Genomic DNA, 20961 nt, shown 5'->3' on the forward strand with positions numbered 1-20961 from the left:
CTGACATGCTGGCTGAATCATTCAAAAGGGGAATCATGGTTGGATTAAAAACGACCTGGACATTGGGGAAGATTATTTTTCCTGTTACAGTGATTGTTGCTATCCTACAGCATACCGCTGTGCTTCCATGGGTCATAAAGTTAATTACTCCTCTTATGAATGTCATTGGCTTGTCTGGGGATGCAGCCATTCCAATTGTTTTAGGGAATTTCCTGAACTTATACGCTGGAATTGGGGCTATATTAACACTGGATTTAACGGTGAAGGAAGTCTTTATTATTGCCGTCATGCTTTCGTTCTCACATAATATGCTGATTGAATCAAGTGTTGCGATTAAAGTTGGGGTTAAGCTGTGGATTGTTGTTGCGGTGAGACTTGGCTTAGCGATCCTATCCGCATTTGTGATTAATCTTGTTTGGCATGGCGGGTCAGAAATAGCGAAATATGGGATCATTCCTGCGAAAGAGGATGAACTTGCTGGCTGGGCTTCTATTTTGTTAGATGCCTTTCAAAAAGCGGGACTGGGCATATTACAGCTAGCCATGATTGTGATTCCGCTTATGGTCGTTATTCAATTTTTAAAGGATTTAAATTGGCTCGCCGTTTTTTCAAAATGGATGTCACCAATAACGAGAGCGTTAGGGATGAAGGAAAATGCCTCAACTACTCTTGCAGCTGGATTATTATTCGGCCTTGCTTTTGGTGCGGGAGTGATGATTCAAGCAGTTCAGGAGGATGGTGTCAGTAAAAAGGATGTTACGCTTGCGTTTATTTTCCTTGTTGCCTGTCATGCTGTTGTGGAGGATACATTGTTATTTGTCCCACTAGGTATTCCGGTTCTGCCATTACTGCTCATTCGATTGAGTGTTGCTATATTATTAACATTAATTGTCGCATTTATTTGGAAACGCACTGAATTGAATAAAAGGAAGGAAACAGCTTATGAGCACACAAGTTAATACAGTATTATTTGACTTAGACGGGACGTTAATTGATACGAATGAATTAATTATTTCTTCATTTTTGCATACGTTAGGTAGCTATTATCCAGATAAATACAAGCGAGAGGATGTTCTGCCTTTTATGGGGCCGACACTAACGGAAACCTTCGCATCTATTAATCCGGAAAAATTGGATGAAATGATTGCTATGTACAGGGAATTCAATTTAAGTAAGCATGATCAGCTTGTGAAAGAATTTCCGACTGTTTTTGAAACCGTTCGTACATTGAAAGAATCGGGCTATAAAATAGCAATTGTATCAACAAAAATTCATAAAAATATTGAAAAAGGTCTTAAACTCACAAAGCTTGATCAATTTTTTGATGTCGTTATTGCATTAGACCATGTTCAAAAGCCTAAGCCTGATCCTGAGCCGATTTTAAAAGCATTAGATCTGCTGGGTTCAAAGCCAGAAGAGGCGATTATGGTCGGAGACAATTCTTATGATATTCTTGGCGGAAAGAATGCAGGCACGAAAACAGCCGGCGTTGCATGGAGTGCAAAAGGAAAAGAGCATTTAATGGGCTTCGAGCCAGATTATATTCTTGATACAATGGCTGATTTGCTTGATATTTTAAAGGTAGATGCGAAATGAGGAGAACGGATCGCTATCCAGTCGAAGGTGCCAATTCTCTATGGCATGTGTACAAAACGGTTCCTTTTTGGAAGGTTGTGAAAAACTTCCTCGTGATCCAGCTCGCCAGGTATACCCCTTTTTTAGGAATGAAAAACTGGCTTTATCGAACTTTTTTACGAATGAAGGTCGGAGATGAGACATCATTTGCTCTGATGGTGATGCTGGATGTGATGTTTCCTGAAAAGATTAGTGTTGGCCGTAATACAGTGATCGGCTATAATACAACAATCCTTGCTCATGAGTATTTAATTAAGGAATATAGATTAGGGAATGTGGAGATTGGCAGTGAAGTCATGATCGGCGCCAATACAACGATTTTGCCTGGTGTGACAATTGGGGATGGGGCGATTGTATCCGCAGGCACTTTAGTGCATAAGGATGTCCCTCCTGGCTCCTTTGTCGGCGGAAATCCGATGCGGGTCATCTACACGAAGGAAGAAATGGCAAAACGCTGGGCCGATGACCCGATATATGGAGAAGAAAAGGCTTAAAGCTCTGTTTGCAATGGCAAGCAGGGCTTTTTATTTTGGCTTTTTTTGCTGGATGGAAGTCAAATTGTGACCGTGAATGAGGAAAAAGATAGCTAACGGTCACAATGAATACTAATCATCACCCGAAAGACTTTGAGTACCAATTAATTGGGAGGCCGAAAGAAGCCATGAAAGCGGAAAAAGTGAATCCCCCTGTCCACATTGAGACTGAAAGAAGACACGAAACGGGAAAACGAGTATCGATCTGTCCTCGGGATCTGACCACTTTTTCTGGAATAGTAGCTTTTGATGGTCTATTTAATCAGGGATCAAAGCCGCCGAAAGAAGTCACGAAACGGGAAAAAGTGGATCCCCCTATCCGCATTATTCATGTTCATGTCTAAAAAAAGCTACTCTAACAAACACTAGTCAGAGTGTATTAAGCAAATTTTTAGTTATTGACGGATGTTGTCCGTGGCGTTAAAATACATATAACTTTATTTTACTACCATATTAGCGAACTAAAGGATTTTGAGGTGAATGAAAAATGAGTCGCTTATTTATGTTTGAAAAACCCTTAGGGATGAGAGATACATTACCAGAATTATTTGATCGTAAGCGGATGGTAAGGGCTTCGATTGAAAAGGAGATGGAGCGTTGGGGCTACCGGTTCATTGAGACTCCTACTCTAGAATACTATGAAACGGTTGGTTCTGCTTCGGCGATACTAGACCAGCAATTATTTAAGCTGCTTGATCAGCAAGGGCATACACTTGTTTTGCGTCCAGATATGACGACTCCCATTGCACGGATTGCGGCCTCTAGATTGTTAAAAAAGGATATGCCCATTCGCCTAGCTTATGCTGCTAATGTTTTCCGCGCTCAGCAAAGGGAGGGGGGACGTCCAGCAGAGTTTGAACAGATTGGAGTGGAATGCATCGGCGATTGTACGATTAGTGCGGATGCGGAAGGGATTGCATTAATCATCAGCTCCTTACAGGAAGCTGGTTTAGAGGATTTTAAGCTCTCCGTTGGACATATCGGCTTTGCCCATACATTTTTCCTGAAAATATTAGGAACGGAAGAAAGAGTGGAGGCTTTAAAGAGATTTTTATATGAGAAAAATTATGTAGGATACAGGGAGCATGTTAATGGGCTGGCCCTTTCCTCTATCGATAAGCAGCGGCTGTTAGCTTTTTTAAAGCTAAGGGGAGGAATAGAAATTATAGAATTGGCCATTAGCCTCCTTGAAAATGATGAAGGAAAAGAGGATGTTCTTCAGCTCCAGCAGCTTTTTGAAATGATGGTTGATTATGGACTGGAGGAAAAAGTAAAGTTCGATTTAACGCTGGTGAGTCATATGAGCTACTATACAGGCATTTTATTCGAGGTATATGCGGGAAAGGTTGGTTTTCCAATTGCGAGTGGAGGCAGGTACGACCAATTGCTTCAAAAATTCGGCAAGCAGGCTGGGGCAACAGGCTTTGCCATCCGGATAGACCGACTTCTTGAGGCACTTGGGGATGACATAGAGAGCTCTGCTGTTTCCTGTATTTTTTTTAGTCCAGAACGAAGGAAGGAAGCCTTTCAATATGCACAGGAACAGCGAAAATTAGGGAAAAAGGTTGTACTCCAGGATATTAATGGCGTTATGGATATAGATAATTGTTCGAACCAATATGAAGACATCACCTTTTTAGTCGGCAATGCTGGGAGGGAAACTGGGATATGAAAGACGTTTTAACCATAGCGATGCCAAAAGGCAGAATATTCGAAGACGCTGCGGATTTGCTTCGTCAGGCTGGCTTTCAATTGCCGTCAGAGTTCGATGATTCCAGAAAGCTAATCATTGATGTTCCTGAAGAAAGCTTCCGGTTTATTTTAGCAAAGCCAATGGATGTTCCTACCTATGTTGAACATGGAGTGGCAGACCTTGGGATCGCAGGAAAGGATGTCATGTTGGAGGAAGAGCGGGATGTATATGAGCTGCTTGATTTAAAAATTAGTGCCTGCTACCTTGCTGTGGCAGGCTTACCGAATACAAAAATGAATAATATAGCACCAAAGATTGCAACGAAATATCCGAATATTGCGGCAGCATATTTCCGTGAACAAGGGGAGCAGGTCGAAATCATTAAGTTGAATGGTTCCATTGAGCTTGCGCCGATGATTGGCCTTGCTGATCGAATTGTCGATATTGTTTCCACGGGGCGGACATTAAAGGAGAACGGGCTTGTCGAATATGAGCGAATTGTTGACATAACATCAAGGCTGATTGTAAATCCTGCCAGCTTTCGATTAAAGGAAGAGCGGGTTAATGAGCTTGTCGAACGGCTGGTAAAAAAATTGCAGAGCAGCAAAGGCCTCTAAGGAGCGTGACGAAATGAAGATTTTAAAAATAAATGAAGAAATTTCCATTAAGAGGTCGATTGATAATGGGACAGAAGAGCAGCGAGCCGTTGTTAAAAGTATTATTGAGAGCGTTCGACAGGATGGAGATGAAGCATTAAAATCCTTCACAAAAAAATTCGACGGGATTTCTTTAGTTAATATCACTGTTACGGAGGAGGAAAAAAGGGAAGCTTATAAAGAAATAGATGATGATCTTCTTGCTATTATTCGAGACGCAGCGGCAAATATTCGCTCCTTTCATGAAAAACAATTGCACCCGTCTTGGATGACACCTGATGAAAATGGGACGATTCTTGGCCAAAAGGTAACCCCGCTTGATTCAGTCGGTTTATATGTGCCTGGCGGAACGGCTTCTTATCCATCTTCAGTGCTGATGAATGTCCTGCCTGCAAAGGTTGCTGGGGTCGAACGCATAGTCATTACTTCCCCTCCTGATAAAAAAAACGGAAAGCTTCCAGCAGCCGTTCTTGTCGCCGCTCAGGAAGCAGGGGCTGAGGAAATTTATAAAGTTGGCGGTGCACAAGCAATTGCAGCATTAGCCTATGGGACAGAAACGATTGCTCCAGTTGATAAAATTACAGGTCCTGGAAATGTTTTTGTCGCACTGGCAAAGCGAGAGGTTTTTGGAGATGTGGATATTGATATGATTGCAGGTCCAAGTGAAATTGCGGTTCTTGCTGATGATACGGCAAGACCTGATGAAGTAGCAGCAGATCTATTATCGCAAGCAGAGCATGATATTTTTGCATGCAGTGTCCTAGTCACTCCATCCGAAGAATTGGCAAAGGCTGTTGCAGCTGAGGTAGAGAAGCAATTGTCAATACTTCCTCGTCAGGATATCGCTTCACAATCCATTGAGAACTTTGGTGCGATTTATGTGACGGATACGATGGAGGAAGCGATTGACACGATTAATAGACTAGCTCCTGAACATTTAGAAATCGTAACGGATAATCCGATGGAGCTTTTAGGGAAAATCAGACATGCAGGCGCCATTTTTATTGGCCGCTTTAGTCCTGAACCTGTCGGAGACTACTTTGCAGGACCGAATCATGTGCTGCCTACGAATGGAACGGCTCGTTTCTCTAGTCCGCTTAGTGTAGAGGACTTTCAAAAGAAATCCAGTATTGTTTTTTACAGTGAGAAGGCATTGAAGGAAAATGGGAAAAAGATTGCGGCATTTGCAAGGATTGAAGGACTTGAAGCCCATGCGAGAGCGATTGAAATACGATTGAAGAAATAAGTGAATCCGGAGGGGAGAACATGGCTAGAGTATCAGAGATTAAAAGGAAAACGAATGAAACGGATATCTTTTTAGCTTTCAATATTGATGGGCAAGGGAAGAGCAGGCTTGAAACGGGGGTTCCTTTTCTAACTCATATGCTCGACCTTTTTACAAAGCACGGGCAATTCGATTTAACGGTAAATGCGAAGGGTGACATTGGAGTGGATGATCACCATACGACAGAGGATATCGGCATTTGCCTAGGACAAGTATTAGGAGAAGCACTCGGTGATAAAAAAGGAATTAAGCGCTATGGAAATGCATTTGTTCCAATGGATGAGGCACTCGCCCAGGTTATCATTGATTTGAGTAACCGCCCTCACTTAGAGATGAGAGCAGAGTTTTCGAGCCAAAAGGTCGGAACCTTTGATACAGAGCTTGTACACGAATTCTTATGGAAGCTGGCGCTTGAGGCAAGGATGAATTTGCATGTAATTGTACACTACGGACAAAATACGCACCATATGATTGAGGCTATTTTTAAAGCGCTTGGCAGGGCATTACATGAAGCAACGACGATTGATCCAAATATAAGAGGAGTTCCTTCTACGAAAGGGATGTTGTAAATGCTCGGCATTATTGATTACGGAATGGGAAATCTTTTTAGTGTCAGCAAAGCCCTAGAAAGAATGAATGTTCCTTACTTTATTTCGGAGAACAGTAAAGATCTAATGAAGGCAGATGGACTCATCCTTCCTGGGGTCGGCTCCTTTAAGGACGCAATGGAGCAATTAGATAAATTAGGTTTAACGAGCATGATTAAAGAATATGTTCAGCTCGGGAAGCCGCTTCTGGGGATTTGTTTAGGCATGCAGCTATTGTTTGAAGAGAGTGAGGAGAACGGACTTACGAAGGGATTACAATTACTTCCCGGAACGGTAAGAAGATTTTCTGGTGTAAATACAGAGGGTTCTCCGTATAAGGTTCCGCATATGGGATGGAATCAACTGAATTTAGTTCAGCCGTCACCGATTCTTCAAGGGTTAAAGGGAGATTATGTATACTTTGTTCATTCTTATTACGTTGAAACCTCTCATACAGAGGTTGTCATTGCCAATAGCATCTATGATGTAGTTGTGCCTGCAATTGTTGGGCGTGGAAATATATATGGAATGCAATTCCATCCTGAAAAAAGCAGTGTTCTAGGCATGGAATTATTACGAAGTTTTACTGAGCTTGTCAATGAAAGGATGGGAGTCTCTTGAGTTTTACGATATATCCAGCAATAGATATGAGGGGCGGAAAATGTGTCCGCCTGCTGCAGGGGGACTATGATCAAGAAACGGTATATGGGGATTCTCCTTTTGAGATGGCAAGGAAGTTTACGGACGAAGGGGCTTCCTGGATTCATATGGTAGATCTGGACGGAGCAAAGGATGGTAAAAGGGTTAATGATGTTTCTGTGATTCAGGCCGCGAATAAGCTGAAGGCAAATATTCAAATTGGTGGCGGTATCCGGACAGAAATAGATATTGTCCATTATCTTGAAAATGGTGTATCTCGTGTCATTCTTGGAAGTGTGGCCGTTTCCAATCCGGCTTTTGCCATTGAAATGATTAAGAAATACGGCAGCCAAATTGCCATTGGACTTGATGCAAAGGACGGGTATGTTGCCACTCATGGTTGGCTGAATACATCTGAGGTAAAGGCAGTTGAGCTTGGAAAACAATTTGCTGATATGGGAGCTGAAACCTTTATTTTTACAGATATTGCAACAGATGGCATGCTTTCTGGCCCAAATGTAGAGGCAGTCAGGCTGCTTGCAAAGGAAACGGGAAAAAGTATCATTGCATCTGGGGGAGTTAGCAAGCTAGCTGATTTAACTAGTTTAAAAGAGTTTTATAACGACGGGGTTACAGGAGCCATTGTAGGGAAAGCGATTTACGAAGGACGCTTTACAGTCAAGGAAGCATTAGAAGAGGTGAAGGCATCATGCTAACAAAGCGGATTATCCCATGCCTCGATGTAAAAGAGGGCCGAGTTGTAAAAGGTATACAATTTGTACAGCTGCGTGACGCAGGCGATCCCGTTGAGTTAGCCTGTTTTTATGATGAGCAAGGTGCTGATGAGCTTGTTTTTCTAGATATATCTGCTTCTGTTGAAGGCAGAAAAACAATGGTTGAAGTCGTTCGGTCGGTTGCGTCTCAATTAGCGATTCCGTTTACAGTTGGCGGGGGCATTAACTCATTAGAGGATATGAAAAGGATATTACGAGCGGGTGCAGATAAGGTATCGCTTAATACGGCTGCTGTGAATGACCCGAATTTGATTACAGAAGGAGCCAAATTTTTTGGTTCACAATGCATCGTTGTTGCCGTTGATGCGAAGTATGATACAGAGCTTGGATCGTGGCGTGTATACACGCATGGGGGCCGCACACCATCCGAATGGGAAGTTATCGCGTGGGCGGAGGAAGTAGTCAAGCTTGGTGCTGGAGAGATATTACTAACAAGCATGGATTCAGATGGAGAAAAAAAGGGATTTGACCTTGCCTTAACAAAAGCAGTCAGCGAGGCGGTATCGATTCCAGTTATCGCATCAGGGGGAGCGGGGAATGCAGAGCATTTTGCTTCAGCCTTTCTTGATGGCAAAGCGGATGCAGCCTTAGCAGCTTCCATTTTTCACTATAAAGAAACTTCTGTATTAGAGGTAAAAGCTTATTTAAAGGAAAAAGGAGTGCCTGTCCGATGAATTTCGAAGAATTGACATTTGATGAAAAAGGCCTCATCCCAGCAGTTGTTCAGGATGCGACTACAAGAGAAGTACTGACACTAGCCTATATGAATCGGGAATCCCTTGAAAAATCAATGGAGTCAGGAGAGACTTGGTTTTTCAGCCGCTCAAGGCAGGAACTTTGGCATAAAGGGGCGACGAGCGGGAACACGCAGAAAATTGTGGAGATGAAATTCGACTGTGACAAGGATGCAATCGTTGTACTCGTTGATCCTACAGGGCCAGCTTGCCATAAGGGGACAGTGAGTTGTTTTGATGGGAGCCTTTTTCAGTCGGGGGAACCAGCTGCTTGCCTAGCAGACTACAGCATACTCTTGTCCCTTGAGAAAATTATTAAGGAGCGGGAAGAAAATCGACCTGAAGGAGCCTACACAACCTATTTATTTGAAAAAGGCGTGGACAAAATTTTGAAAAAGGTCGGAGAAGAAGCAGCAGAAGTCATCATCGCAGCAAAAAATCGTGACAAAGAAGAGCTTAAATGGGAAGCAGCCGACTTAATTTACCATTTACTCGTTTTGCTAAGAGAACAGGATCTTCCGTTTGAAGAAGTGTTAAGCGTGTTGGATAAAAGACATGAAGGGAACCCGGCTGATTAGAGGGTGGGCTCATTAAAAGTGGAAGTTCCGTAAATGGGTTATTGATTAATTGGACCATCCAAAGCTAGCATTACAAGAAAAGCGGTCAGTTCCCTGATTAAATGGACCATCCAAAGCGGTTTTTCCAAGGAAAGTGGTCAGATACTAGGCTAAATAGACCATCCAAAGCGATTTTTCCAAGAAAAGTGGTCAGATCCTTGATTAAATGGACCATCCAAAGCGGTTTTTCCAAGAAAAGCGGTCAGATCCTTGTCAAAATGGACCATCCAAAGCTAGTATTACAAGAAAAACGGTTATGAAGATATATTCCGTGGATAAATAGCTAAGAGTGATTTCATAAGAAGTAAAAAAAGTAGCCAAGAGTGTCTTCATTAGCTGATAATGAAGACACATTCTTTAAAACTTCATCTTCCTCGCCATTGGTTCTACCACCTTATCCATCAAACGTATCAAAAAATCCCATACTAATCGCGACCTAGAAGGCAAATCTTTATAATAGAAAAAAAGAGCATTCAACCTCTTGAACAGCACCGCGATTTCTTTTAAAATTGTCGGCACCTGCGCTGAAAAGGCCAGTATAATTTATATCAATGACCTCATTGGCAATTAAGAAGGATAATATTCGATACAAACCATCGGCATGGCCTTTCTCTATTTCATTGCCGTCAGCACATGGTTTCGATGAAAATAGCCAATGACCCAAATATATGAAAGCCCTTTTAACCGTGTGATATGAACTCTAGTGCTAATATCCTCCAATCCCTTCTCCAATAGCTTGCTTCTATGATATACTACTTGAGTTAATATGAAGGTGGAGGATTTCATGGGCAAAGACTCTAAAGCAAGGAAAACAAAGGGGAAATTACTGTTATTTAACCCTACAGGTGAGTATTATTTTTCAAAAGGATTAAAGGCTTACCACAAAAGGGATCTTTATAAAGCAAAAAAATATTTACAAAGAGCGATTCAGCTTGAACCAGATGAATCTATGATTGTCTGCCAATTAGCTGTTATTCATTCTGAAATGGGCGATTACCAGCAAGCTAACCGTCTTTTGCATCGAATTATTGAAGAGCTTGATGCTGATATGGTGGAATGTCATTATTTTCTCGCCAATAATTATGCACATTTAGGGTTCTTTAAGGATGCCTACCATCATGCCAATTTATATTTGGAATTGGACGAGGATGGGGAATTTGCTGATGATACTTTTGATCTTCTTGAGCTGCTCACAATGGAAGCGGAGGAATTAGATGAGGAGCCTTACGAACAAGATGATCTCATTACAAAACAGGAGCATGCACGAGAGCTTCTTGAGTCGGGTCATTTTCCGAAGGCGGTAGAGATTCTTAATTCTGTTATAGATGAGTATCCCGAATACTGGTCAGCATATAATAATCTGGCGCTTGCGTATTTTTATCTTGGAGAAATTCAAAAAGCAGCTGACATTCTTGATAAGGTATTTGAAGAAAATCCAGGAAATTTACATGCTTTATGCAACAAGCTTGTTTTCGCTTTTTATGAGCGTGATTATAAAGAAGTAAAAGCACTAAAAGAGGTTCTAAAAAAAGTCAATCCTTTATCCATTGAGCATCAGTTTAAACTTGGAGCAACTTTTGCATTAATCGGTGAGTACGATGCTGCTTTTTTATGGCTTCGCAGGCTGCAGAAAAAAGGATTTGATGGAGATGGCGCTTTTTACTACTGGCTCTCCTATGCTGCTTATTTTACGGGCAGAGAAAAAATTGCAAAATCTGCTTGGGAGAAATCTGTTGAACTAAATCCTGAAAAAGAAGGATTTGAGCCTTGGAATGATGAAAAAACGATCCAGAATGGACTGGAGAATCATCCTTCATCGATTCTCAGGAAATTAGACAGTGATTATATTGAGGAGCGTCTTTTTGCATTGTTCTTAACTGCTATGTCAGATGGGAAGGAAGAAATACTATCTTCAAGAGAAATAAACCAAAACCAGAGATTTTCTCATTTGGAACGGGAGTATTTATCCTTCATACGCAAAGGGAATGCCTGGAAGACGATGCCGGTACACGATACTGCGGCGCTTCTTTATGAAACTAATCATCCTATTGGAACCGTAGAAGCAGGCTTATTTTTAATGTGGTTTACTGTTTTTGTAGAAATATCTAATAGTAATCAATCCATTAAAAATCATAAAGGATGGGCTGCCGCTATCGAAACCGTCTGGATTAAGTTAAGAGGGGGAAAGGCTTCCCAGAAGCAAATCGCTGACAAATACGGTATGGCTGCTTCAACACTGGCTAAATATATAAAATTAGTGAACAGCTTCCTTTCATAAGCATATATTTGGACGAAATCCTTTTATTTTTATAGGATGATTGTAGTTGGTCATATTATTAATAATTATAAAATTGGCTTACTACATGTGGCCGTTTACTATAGGAGGATGAAATAACGTGTCTGAAGAAAAAATTTATGATGTTATTATTGCCGGTGCAGGTCCTGCAGGGATGACTGCTGCTGTATATACTTCTAGAGCGAACATGTCTACCTTAATGATTGAACGCGGTGTTCCAGGCGGTCAAATGGCAAACACAGAAGAAGTTGAAAACTATCCAGGATTTGATCATATTTTAGGTCCTGATTTATCAACAAAGATGTTTGAACATGCGAAAAAGTTTGGTGCAGAATACGCATATGGCGACATAAAGGAAATTATTGATGGGGAAGAGTATAAGATAGTAGTAGCAGGTTCAAAGCAATATAAAGCTCGAGCTGTCATTATTACCACAGGTGCAGAATATAAGAAGCTTGGTGCCCCTGGTGAGAAAGAATTAGGGGGACGCGGTGTTTCTTATTGTGCAGTATGTGATGGGGCTTTCTTTAAAGGAAAAGAGCTTGTCGTAATCGGCGGAGGGGATTCAGCCGTTGAAGAAGGAGTTTACTTAACACGCTTTGCGACTAAGGTGACGATTGTACACCGTCGTGATGCTCTCCGTGCTCAAGCCATCCTGCAAAAACGTGCATTTGATAATGAAAAGATCGATTTCATTTGGAATCATACGGTTAAGCAAATTAATGAAGAAAATGGAAAAGTCGGAAGTGTTACACTTGTCTCAACTGAAACAGGTGAAGAGCAAGAGTATAAAACAGATGGTGTATTCGTATACATCGGCATGGTTCCATTATCGAAGCCGTTTGCAAATCTTGGTATTACAAACGAAAACGGATATATTGAAACAAATGAAAAAATGGAAACAAAGGTCCCAGGCATTTTTGCAGCTGGAGATATTCGCGAGAAAATGCTTCGCCAAATTGTGACAGCAACAGGTGACGGAAGTATCGCAGCTCAAAGTGCTCAACATTATATCGAGGAATTAAAAGAGAAGTTTTAATATTATTCAGCAAAAGTTACAACTGCTTCTAAATAAAGACTCGATCAGCTTTAATAATCGGCTTTTCGGAAAAATTTACAAAAAGTAATTGTGTTTTAATTTTCCTGTAACAGTGGTGAAATAAATTTCGGGTAATATAAAAATAGAAATTGACCCCCTTTTAAAGATATAATCCTTTGTTAAGCACAGATTCTTCTGTGCTTTTTTTTTTGTATAGGAAATTATAATTTTCGCTATCTGTTGATAACTTGAGATATAGTTTATCTATGTTCAGCTCCAGCGCCTACCTCCGACGTACAGGACGAACTAGTGTCGACAATGCGACAGGATAAGGAAAGCTACGTTACCGAAACATCGCACGACCAAAAGAGAAGCTTTTGGGAGGAGGTCGCGTTTTTGTCGACCTCGAGGTCACAAGCTTGTCTAGTTACGGCTCCTAGGGACTCGCTTCATAAGCCGATCCCTTCCAGAAGACAAAGAACGTCTTCTTACAGGGCTCGTCTTATGCAGTCGTCCCTAAACAGTCGCCTTCACATTTCGATCAATCCTCCCAGAAAGGTAAAGAACACCTTTCCGTGAGGCTCGTCTTGTGCTTGTCGGAGGTGAGCACAAAGGAAAGCTTCTTTGAATATTCATCTCAGGAACAATTTGTCCTTTAATTGTTCCGAAGGCGCTTGCGCATTTGTTCTTTGCACATTAATAAAGTATAAATAGGCAGCGGAGAAGATAATTCGACGCAGTTGCTAATTTTAGGAATTAAGTACGACGGACAGGTTTTTTATTCCATAGCTTAAATATACCCATTTCATTGTTACTGTTTGACAAAAATAGTATAATGAATTCATTAAAAGCCAGAACGGAAAATAATGGGGTGAATAAAAATGCAGCGAGTCACCAACTGTGTGTTAATAAAGAGTGATCAAGTTTTGCTTTTACAAAAGCCAAGACGCGGCTGGTGGGTAGCCCCAGGTGGAAAGATGGAGCCGGGAGAATCGGTTAGGGACTCCTGCATACGTGAGTTCAGAGAGGAAACGGGCATTTATTTGCGCAATCCGAAAATTAAGGGGATTTTTACCTTTATTATGAAGGAAGGCGATCGGGTTGTGTCGGAATGGATGATGTTTACCTTTTTGGCAACGGAAGCTGATGGATTGAATTTAGATGAATCAGAGGAAGGAAAAATACGTTGGCATCCCTTTGAGGGAATTAAAAATCTGCCAATGGCAGTTGGAGATTATCATATCTTAGAATATATGATACATGGGAAAGCGATCATTTACGGGACTTTCACTTACACTCCGAATTTTGAGTTAATTAGTTACCGATTAGATCCAAGTTAATTCTAGATTCTGTCAGGGGGAGAAAACATGAGCACGAGTGCTGTGAATGAAACTCAAATCGTTATTATTACAGGGATGTCCGGCGCAGGTAAAACAGTTGCAATCCAAAGCTTTGAGGATCTTGGGTTTTTCTGTGTAGATAATCTGCCGCCAACATTATTGCCTAAATTTCTAGAACTTATGAAGGATTCTGGGAATAAAATGAATAAGGTAGCGTTAGTCATGGATTTACGGGGCCGCGAATTTTTTGATCACTTGTTTAAAGCGCTCGATGATCTTTCGGAAACTTCATGGGTGACCCCGCAAATTCTTTTTTTAGATGCAGAAGATTCGACTTTAGTGCGTAGATATAAAGAAACAAGAAGATTTCACCCGTTAGCACCCTCTGGTCTTCCTTTGGAAGGAATTAAGCTTGAACGAGAGCTATTAGAGGAGCTAAAGGGAAGGGCACAGATTGTTTATAATACAACGCAATTAAAGCCTAGAGAACTGCGTGAAAAGATTCTTACGGAATTTTCCATGAATAAAACAACTATGTTTACTGTTAATGTCATGTCCTTTGGGTTTAAACATGGAATCCCGATTGATGCTGATCTTGTCTTTGATGTGAGATTTCTGCCTAACCCTCACTATATTGACCATATGCGTCCGAAAACTGGACTTGACGAAGAAGTATACAACTATGTTCACAAATGGACGGAAACGAGCAAATTCCTTGAGAAGGTAACCGAACTGTTAGCCTTCATGCTTCCACACTACAAAAGAGAAGGCAAGGCCCAGCTAGTGATTGCGATAGGATGTACAGGTGGTCAGCACCGTTCAGTTGCATTAGCAGAATATCTTGGTAATTATTTCAAGGAAGATTACCATACACGAATTACACATCGTGATATCCAGGGGAGAAGGGAAATAGGAAAATGAAGACGAACAGACAGCCTAGAGTCGTCATAATTGGTGGAGGTACAGGATTACCAGTTTTATTACGGGGATTAAAGCAATATCCTGTTGATATTACTGCAATTGTAACAGTAGCCGATGATGGAGGCAGTTCCGGAAGATTAAGAAACGACTTGGATGTTCCTCCTCCTGGTGATATTCGCAATGTACTGGCAGCCCTTTCTGATGTTGAGCCTTTTATTGAGGAGATGTTTCAGCACCGTTTTTCAACATCGACTGAATTGTCGGGTCACTCACTAGGTAATTTAATTCTAGCCGCAATGACCTCCATTACAGGGAATTTTGTACATGCCATCCAGGAAATGAGTAAGGTTTTAAATGTAAGAGGAAAGGTATTGCCAGCAGCTAATCAAAGTGTTATTTTGCATGCAGAGATGGAAGATGGCACAATTGTATCGGGAGAATCTAAAATTCCATACTCTGGGAAAAAGATTAAAAAAGTATTTTTAACACCTAAGCATATAAAGCCTCTCCCTGAAACCATTACCGCGATTAGGAAAGCAGATCTCATTATTATTGGACCAGGCAGTCTTTATACGAGTATTTTGCCAAATCTTCTTGTGCCAAAACTCGGTTCAGAGGTTTGCCGTGCAAAGGCAAAAAAAGTATATATTTGTAATTTAATGACGCAGGCTGGGGAAACATATAATTATACAGCGAGCAATCATGTAAAAGCGATCTATGATCATATGAGCTGTGCCTTTATTAACACGATTCTCGTCAATAATGAAGATATTCCTAAACAAGTGCAAGAACGGTATAGTGAAGAAATGGCAAAGCCCGTTATTTTTGATATTGACCGACTTCATGAATTAGGTCTGAAAGTCATTCCAGGTAAAATTGTTAATTATGATGGCGGAAAGATTCGTCACGATACAAAAGAAGTCGCAGAAATGCTATACTCTTTCCTAATGAATGAAATAAATATGCAGCATAAATATTGAAGTTAGGAATAGAACACCTTTCCGAGAGGCTCGTCTTGTGCTTGTCGGGGGTGATCACGGCGCCTTACGCTTTTTTACTGTCTAGCTCCAGGCGCCATCGGCTCGCCGACTAAAGACGCCACGTCCTGTGGCAACGTCGGCACTAGTACGTCCTATACGTCGGAGGTCATAAGTCATTCCGTCCAGAAGGTTAAAGAGCAACCTTCTAGTTGGCCTGTCTTATGCTTTTCTATAAGGGGGTGAAGGAATTATGTCTTTCGCTTCAGAAACGAAAAAGGAATTAACGAATCTGGAGGTTAAGGATTGCTGCGGAATAGCAGAGTTGTCTGCTCTTATTCGAATGAACGGATCGCTATCTTTCTCCAACAGAAAGCTAATTGTCGATATACAGACTGAAAATGCAGCTATCGCAAGAAGAATCTATATTCTTATAAAAAAGAACTATCAAGCACAGGTAGAGCTCCTTGTCAGAAAGAAGATGAGACTAAAAAAGAATAATGTTTATATTGTCAGATTGTCGGAGAAGGCAAGTGAGATTCTAGATGATTTGAAGATATTAAGCGATGGCTTTGTTTTTACACATAATATTTCTGAAGCCTTGATTAAAAAGAAATGTTGTAAGCGTTCTTATTTACGCGGTGCTTTTCTAGCGGGAGGATCGGTTAATAATCCAGAAACCTCATCCTATCATCTTGAAATTTTTTCACTATATAAGGAGCATAATGACTCATTAAGTGAATTAATGAATACTTTTGGCTTGAATAGTAAAACGCTTGAAAGGAAAAAAGGGTTCATTACATACTTAAAAGAGGCTGAAAAGATTACAGAATTTTTAGGTGTGGTAGGTGCATACAATGCACTTTTGAAATTTGAAGATATTCGAATTGTCCGTGATATGCGAAATTCGGTTAATCGTCTCGTAAATTGTGAAACAGCGAACTTAAACAAAACGATTGGTGCTGCACTTCGTCAAGTAGAAAATATTCGATTTATTGATGAAACAGTCGGCCTTCATATATTGCCAGACAAACTGAAGGAAATTGCTGAACTGCGAGTTGCCTATCAGGATGTTACATTAAAGGAACTTGGTGAAATGATTTCTGGAGGTACAATTAGTAAGTCAGGGATTAATCACCGCTTAAGAAAAATAGATGAGATTGCAGATAAACTGAGAGCAGGAGAATCGATATGACAAATTATCAGATTCTATTAGGGGAGGAAAGCGAGCAATGGTAGAGAAAAAGGTTGAAGTGAAACTGAAAACAGGATTACAGGCAAGACCTGCGGCATTATTTGTTCAAGAAGCAAACAGATTTTCATCAGAGGTTTTTCTAGAAAAAGAAGGAAAGAAAGTCAATGCAAAAAGCATCATGGGCTTAATGAGTCTTGCTGTTAGCTCGGGTTCAGTCGTGACATTAATTGTAGATGGCAAAGACGAAGTCGAAGCGATTGAAGAATTAGCTGATTTTATTCAGCAGGAAAATTAGTAAAAAACAACTCGCATGATTAGGTATGCGAGTTGTTTTTTATTGTATAGCGAAATTATAATTTCGCTATCTGTTGATAACTTGAGATATAGTTTATCTACGTTCAGCTCCAGCGCCTACCTCCTCGAGGTCACAAGCCAATCCTCCCAGAAAGGTAAAGAACACCTTTCCGTGAGGCTCGTCTTGTGCTTGTCGGAGGTGAGCAAGGCGCTTGCGCATTTGTTCTTAGCTTATTTACTTTTTTTCTTCTGTAGTATTTCGTGAAATAATTTTGTCAACTAACCCGTATTCTACAGCTTTTTCAGCAGTCATGAAGTTGTCGCGGTCTGTATCTTTTGCGATGACTTCTAATGGCTGACCTGTGCGCTCTGAAAGAATCGTGTTTAGTTTGTCACGAAGGAATAGAATACGCTTAGCAGCAATTTCAATTTCAGTTGCCTGACCTTGTGCACCACCTAGTGGTTGGTGGATCATGACTTCACTGTTTGGCAGCACGAAACGCTTGCCTTTTGCACCAGCTGCAAGGAGGAAAGCTCCCATAGAAGCAGCCATTCCCGTACAAACTGTTGATACGTCTGCTTTAATGAATTGCATTGTGTCATAGATCGCCATTCCAGCAGTAATACTGCCGCCTGGGCTGTTAATGTATAAGGTAATATCTTTCTCAGGGCTTTCTGCTTCCAAGAATAATAATTGTGCAACAATGGAGTTTGCTACATTATCATCAATTGCACTTCCAAGCATGATAATACGATCTTTTAAAAGACGAGAGTAAATATCGTATGCACGTTCTCCACGGTTTGTTTGTTCAATAACTGTAGGGATTAAGTTCATCTTCTAAAATCCTCCTTTAAAAATGAGATAAACATACAAAGATGTAAGTAAACGATTTTTTGCTGTATGTAGTATTATGATACACTGATGGTCAATAAAGGTCAAACAAATCGCTTATGTAGATTAACTTATTTATTCGACACACTTTTCTTATACCTCCGTTCCCATCATTCCCGTTGCATCAGTTTTTAATCAAAAGTTTCCTTGCAAAGTTTAAAAAATTAACCTATAATAAATAATCGTAACACAATAAAAGGTGCGATTTTTTCAAAGCAAATAATTAAAAAACGTTCCTTCATATTTGCCCTCGTGGTGCAACGGATAGCACGTGAGATTCCGGTTCTTAAGATGTGGGTTCGATTCCTGCCGAGGGCGTCACCAAGACTTTTTTAGTCTTTTTTAAAAACAATAATAAACACTGAGAAATATTGATATATCAACGATATTTGGCGTTTTAAATTCCTGTAAATCCTTTGTGAGAATACGATAGAAAACGGTATAAATTTAATTTTTTTTACACATATTTTACACAATCAATTGTTCAAATGTGTTAATCGTATTTTTAGTATCTTCTTCACGTAATTCTTTGATTACATGTGAGTAATGCCTTAAGGTTGTGTCGATAGTGGCGTGTCCAAGTCTTTCTGATACAAAGTAAATTGATACTTTTCTATATAACAATACACTGGCATGTGTATGTCGTAGCCCATGAACAGAAATAGGTTCTATATTTAAATCTTTTAATGTTTTTTTAAGAATTTTATTAGCAAATTCATTAGTTAATACTTTATTTTTACTACTAGGACTAAAGAAAACAAGATTATGAATATTGGCTGGAGTGTTTCGAAATAATTTTTTGAAGGTACTCATAGTTCGACTATCCATTTTGATAACTCGATTTGAAGGATCATTTTTTGTTTTATCGAAACCTTTTCCTGTTTTGTAATCCCAAGTTTTATTTATATTAATTTCGTTTATTTTGAAATCAAAGTCCTTTCTTGTTAAGCCGATCATTTCAGCAAAGCGCATTCCTGATGTTAACCCTAGTAATAGTAAGTAATAACCTAAACTACGATCAAGGCGTATATATATCTCACTCATTAACTGTTTGCTTTCACTATAGTTCAAATGTTTTTCCTCTGGCCTTTTAGCTTCTACACTACCAGTTATTACTGCATCCCTTGTAAAATCTACCCTTATAATTCCTTCATCAATTGCTTCTTTCACACAAGCTCGAATATGAATATTAATTTTCCTTGTTGTTTCTTTCGCATGAGTAAGTCCATATTCGTTCAAAAATACTTGATATTCCCGCTTTGAAATCTCTTGGATGGGTTTATCACCAAAATAGCTTTTTATTGTTTCTAAAGTATCGTTATATCTTTTTAATGTAACATGACTAATATCTGATTTATAAACCTTAACCCATTCATTGAAATATTCATCAAAAGATTCTTTCTTGAAATGTGGAGATATTCCTTTTTGTAAATTAGCTTCTACTTCTGCCGCAGCCACTTGAGCTTCTTTTTTGGTTTTAAATCCACCTTTGCGTATCGGTTTAGGTTTGGCGCTAATCGTAAACTGCCAAGTCTTACCTCGTTTTTGGAAACTTGCCATAGTTCATCACTCCTTCAATTCTTTTATAGTTATTCTTTTGCCACTTTCAAACTCCCCAATGACTTTGTTTTTTTCTATGAAAATACGTGAAAATACAGGAATTAATATTTTGCTTTCTTTTTTTATCTTCTTTTTTCTATAACTCTCCAAATTTATAACTATTGTTATTACCTCCTCACAACAGAATATATGTTTGGTTTTAAGGTTAAAAAATTTTAAAACTCTCTGCACTTAAATAATGCTAGTTCTTTAGGAACTCCGTATTCTTCTATTGCTTCTTGAATACAGATAGATTCATGATTATGGAACCGTTCATTGAAGATTAAATTTACAGCAAAAATATTAGCTTCAATCTCTTTTTTTGTTTGCTGAAAAAAATGTGTTTTTCTTTAAAAAAGAAGTATTATCATTAGGGTGAAAAATAGCATGCCCAAGTTCATGTGAGCAAATATATATTTGCTCTTTTTCATTTGCATTCTGGTTAATATGGATAAATTTCATTCGAAAATGTTTACTATAATATCCTAATGTATCTCCAAGATCTTCATGTGAAACGAATATCCCTAAATATTTTGCTAGCTTAAATGGACAGTTTGTTTCATAAGTATTAATCAAGTATTGAATCTTCTTGTTGATCAAAGGGGGACACCTTCCTATTTACGATACTTCTTTGGAGTAAATTTTTGTTTAGATAATCTTTTTGCAAGACGTAAAGTATTTTCTAAACTTGCAATTAGGAGCTCCTTATCTTCTTCATCCATATCATCAATTGTTTGACCATCGAATGCAGCATAGCCATTTTTTGAATTTAATCCGTCGATCATTTTTTGCAACTCTTTTTGAATATCCTTTTCATCTTTTTCAGTAAGTTCAGGTTGAAAAGGTATTACTGTAGTATCTGAAATACCTAATAAAAAGTCTGATGAAACTTTAAAGAAATCAGCAATTACCCGTACATTTTCCATCTTGGGATCAGCTTGTCCGTTCTCGTATCGTGAAATCATACTTTTGCTGATACTTGTTTCGTATGAGCTGTTTAATTTTGAAACTAGCTCATCTATACTTAGATTCTTTTGGTTTCTTAGTTCCCTAAGCTTTTCACCAAATTTGTTCATTAGAGTTTCTCTCCCGTCAATATTCCTTGTATGGGAATATTGTATATTAGATGTTCCTTAAATGCAACATTATTTCAAAAAACATTCCTGTAGAGGAACATTTTTTGTTGACACAAGAAAGAATGTGTTTTATATTTGAGTTGTTCCTAAAACGGAACG

At 39.5% G+C, this 20961-nt stretch carries 24 protein-coding genes and 1 tRNA gene; 20 read left to right on the plus strand and 5 right to left on the minus strand.

Translation table 11 applies throughout. From position 1 onward, the window contains the following. The first annotated feature begins 5 nt into the window (after positions 1-5). From KHA94_RS08930 to hisIE, 12 genes are all read left to right on the plus strand, one after another. The gene (locus KHA94_RS08930) at positions 6-959 is read left to right on the plus strand and encodes a nucleoside recognition domain-containing protein (protein ID WP_213101783.1); all 954 of its coding nucleotides are present in this window, start codon (positions 6-8) and stop codon (positions 957-959) included. Then, positions 943-1596, plus strand: coding sequence for a pyrophosphatase PpaX (gene ppaX, locus KHA94_RS08935; protein ID WP_213101784.1), 654 nt, complete (start codon positions 943-945; stop codon positions 1594-1596). The genes KHA94_RS08930 and ppaX overlap by 17 nt, the downstream gene beginning before the upstream one ends. After that, positions 1593-2129 carry an acyltransferase gene (locus KHA94_RS08940; protein WP_213101785.1) on the plus strand — a complete coding sequence of 179 codons (537 nt, stop codon included), beginning with the start codon at positions 1593-1595 and terminating at the stop codon, positions 2127-2129. The genes ppaX and KHA94_RS08940 overlap by 4 nt, the downstream gene beginning before the upstream one ends. 167 nt (positions 2130-2296) lie before the next feature. Continuing rightward, on the plus strand, positions 2297-2512 hold the full coding sequence (locus KHA94_RS08945; protein ID WP_213101786.1) for a hypothetical protein: 216 nt from the start codon (positions 2297-2299) through the stop codon (positions 2510-2512). A 143-nt stretch (positions 2513-2655) separates the two neighbouring features. Further along, entirely contained in the window at positions 2656-3840 is a 1185-nt protein-coding gene (locus KHA94_RS08950) for an ATP phosphoribosyltransferase regulatory subunit (protein ID WP_213101787.1), read from the plus strand. Next, the gene (gene hisG, locus KHA94_RS08955; RefSeq protein WP_213101788.1) at positions 3837-4478 is read left to right on the plus strand and encodes an ATP phosphoribosyltransferase; all 642 of its coding nucleotides are present in this window, start codon (positions 3837-3839) and stop codon (positions 4476-4478) included. The genes KHA94_RS08950 and hisG overlap by 4 nt, the downstream gene beginning before the upstream one ends. Positions 4479-4491: 13 nt before the next feature. Beyond that, a complete protein-coding gene (gene hisD / locus KHA94_RS08960; RefSeq protein ID WP_213101789.1) occupies positions 4492-5763 on the plus strand; it encodes a histidinol dehydrogenase in 1272 nt (423 codons plus the stop codon). A gap of 20 nt (positions 5764-5783) precedes the next feature. Continuing rightward, positions 5784-6371 (plus strand): imidazoleglycerol-phosphate dehydratase HisB, encoded by a 588-nt coding sequence (gene hisB / locus KHA94_RS08965; RefSeq protein ID WP_213101790.1) that lies wholly within the window; start codon positions 5784-5786, stop codon positions 6369-6371. Continuing rightward, entirely contained in the window at positions 6372-7010 is a 639-nt protein-coding gene (hisH, locus tag KHA94_RS08970; protein ID WP_213101791.1) for an imidazole glycerol phosphate synthase subunit HisH, read from the plus strand. After that, on the plus strand, positions 7007-7744 hold the full coding sequence (hisA, locus tag KHA94_RS08975; protein ID WP_213101792.1) for a 1-(5-phosphoribosyl)-5-[(5-phosphoribosylamino)methylideneamino]imidazole-4-carboxamide isomerase: 738 nt from the start codon (positions 7007-7009) through the stop codon (positions 7742-7744). Before hisH ends, hisA begins: the two co-directional genes overlap by 4 nt. Further along, on the plus strand, positions 7738-8496 hold the full coding sequence (gene hisF / locus KHA94_RS08980; RefSeq protein WP_213101793.1) for an imidazole glycerol phosphate synthase subunit HisF: 759 nt from the start codon (positions 7738-7740) through the stop codon (positions 8494-8496). The genes hisA and hisF overlap by 7 nt, the downstream gene beginning before the upstream one ends. Continuing rightward, positions 8493-9134 carry a bifunctional phosphoribosyl-AMP cyclohydrolase/phosphoribosyl-ATP diphosphatase HisIE gene (gene hisIE, locus KHA94_RS08985; protein WP_213101794.1) on the plus strand — a complete coding sequence of 214 codons (642 nt, stop codon included), beginning with the start codon at positions 8493-8495 and terminating at the stop codon, positions 9132-9134. The genes hisF and hisIE overlap by 4 nt, the downstream gene beginning before the upstream one ends. A 490-nt stretch (positions 9135-9624) precedes the next feature. On the opposite strand, the gene KHA94_RS08990 is transcribed toward hisIE, so the two are convergent. Next, complete coding sequence (locus KHA94_RS08990; RefSeq protein ID WP_213101795.1) at positions 9625-9837, minus strand: hypothetical protein; 213 nt, start codon at positions 9835-9837, stop codon at positions 9625-9627. A gap of 120 nt (positions 9838-9957) precedes the next feature. Here KHA94_RS08990 and KHA94_RS08995 point away from each other — a divergent pair, with 120 nt between their 5' ends. From KHA94_RS08995 to KHA94_RS09025, 7 genes are all read left to right on the plus strand, one after another. Beyond that, on the plus strand, positions 9958-11451 hold the full coding sequence (locus KHA94_RS08995) for a tetratricopeptide repeat protein (protein ID WP_213101796.1): 1494 nt from the start codon (positions 9958-9960) through the stop codon (positions 11449-11451). Between the two features lie 118 nt (positions 11452-11569). Next, a complete protein-coding gene (gene trxB, locus KHA94_RS09000) occupies positions 11570-12508 on the plus strand; it encodes a thioredoxin-disulfide reductase (protein ID WP_213101797.1) in 939 nt (312 codons plus the stop codon). Positions 12509-13389: 881 nt separating this feature from the next. Then, a complete protein-coding gene (locus KHA94_RS09005; protein ID WP_213101798.1) occupies positions 13390-13848 on the plus strand; it encodes an 8-oxo-dGTP diphosphatase in 459 nt (152 codons plus the stop codon). Between the two features lie 27 nt (positions 13849-13875). After that, positions 13876-14769: an RNase adapter RapZ gene (rapZ, locus tag KHA94_RS09010; RefSeq protein ID WP_213101799.1), complete on the plus strand. Its 894-nt coding sequence runs from the start codon at positions 13876-13878 to the stop codon at positions 14767-14769. Further along, positions 14766-15749 (plus strand): gluconeogenesis factor YvcK family protein, encoded by a 984-nt coding sequence (locus KHA94_RS09015; RefSeq protein WP_213101800.1) that lies wholly within the window; start codon positions 14766-14768, stop codon positions 15747-15749. Before rapZ ends, KHA94_RS09015 begins: the two co-directional genes overlap by 4 nt. 250 nt (positions 15750-15999) lie before the next feature. Then, on the plus strand, positions 16000-16941 hold the full coding sequence (gene whiA, locus KHA94_RS09020) for a DNA-binding protein WhiA (RefSeq protein WP_213101801.1): 942 nt from the start codon (positions 16000-16002) through the stop codon (positions 16939-16941). A 37-nt stretch (positions 16942-16978) separates the two neighbouring features. Further along, on the plus strand, positions 16979-17236 hold the full coding sequence (locus tag KHA94_RS09025) for an HPr family phosphocarrier protein (protein WP_213101802.1): 258 nt from the start codon (positions 16979-16981) through the stop codon (positions 17234-17236). 234 nt (positions 17237-17470) lie between these two features. Here the strand turns inward: KHA94_RS09025 and clpP are convergent, their stop codons facing one another. After that, positions 17471-18070 carry an ATP-dependent Clp endopeptidase proteolytic subunit ClpP gene (clpP, locus tag KHA94_RS09030; protein WP_213101803.1) on the minus strand — a complete coding sequence of 200 codons (600 nt, stop codon included), beginning with the start codon at positions 18068-18070 and terminating at the stop codon, positions 17471-17473. Positions 18071-18373: 303 nt separating this feature from the next. Here clpP and KHA94_RS09035 point away from each other — a divergent pair. After that, positions 18374-18445, plus strand: a tRNA-Arg gene (locus KHA94_RS09035). A gap of 150 nt (positions 18446-18595) precedes the next feature. Here KHA94_RS09035 and KHA94_RS09040 read toward each other — a convergent pair. The 3 genes from KHA94_RS09040 to KHA94_RS09050 all read right to left on the minus strand — a co-directional run bounded on the left by KHA94_RS09040 (position 18596) and on the right by KHA94_RS09050 (position 20802). Then, the gene (locus tag KHA94_RS09040; RefSeq protein WP_213101804.1) at positions 18596-19687 is read right to left on the minus strand and encodes a tyrosine-type recombinase/integrase; all 1092 of its coding nucleotides are present in this window, start codon (positions 19685-19687) and stop codon (positions 18596-18598) included. Between the two features lie 348 nt (positions 19688-20035). After that, a complete protein-coding gene (locus KHA94_RS09045; RefSeq protein ID WP_249365407.1) occupies positions 20036-20326 on the minus strand; it encodes an ImmA/IrrE family metallo-endopeptidase in 291 nt (96 codons plus the stop codon). 14 nt (positions 20327-20340) lie between these two features. Beyond that, complete coding sequence (locus KHA94_RS09050) at positions 20341-20802, minus strand: helix-turn-helix domain-containing protein (RefSeq protein WP_213101805.1); 462 nt, start codon at positions 20800-20802, stop codon at positions 20341-20343. Positions 20803-20961: the final 159 nt, after the last annotated feature.

The organism is Cytobacillus citreus (assembly GCF_018343665.1).
GTDB lineage: Bacteria > Bacillota > Bacilli > Bacillales > Cytobacillaceae > Cytobacillus > Cytobacillus citreus.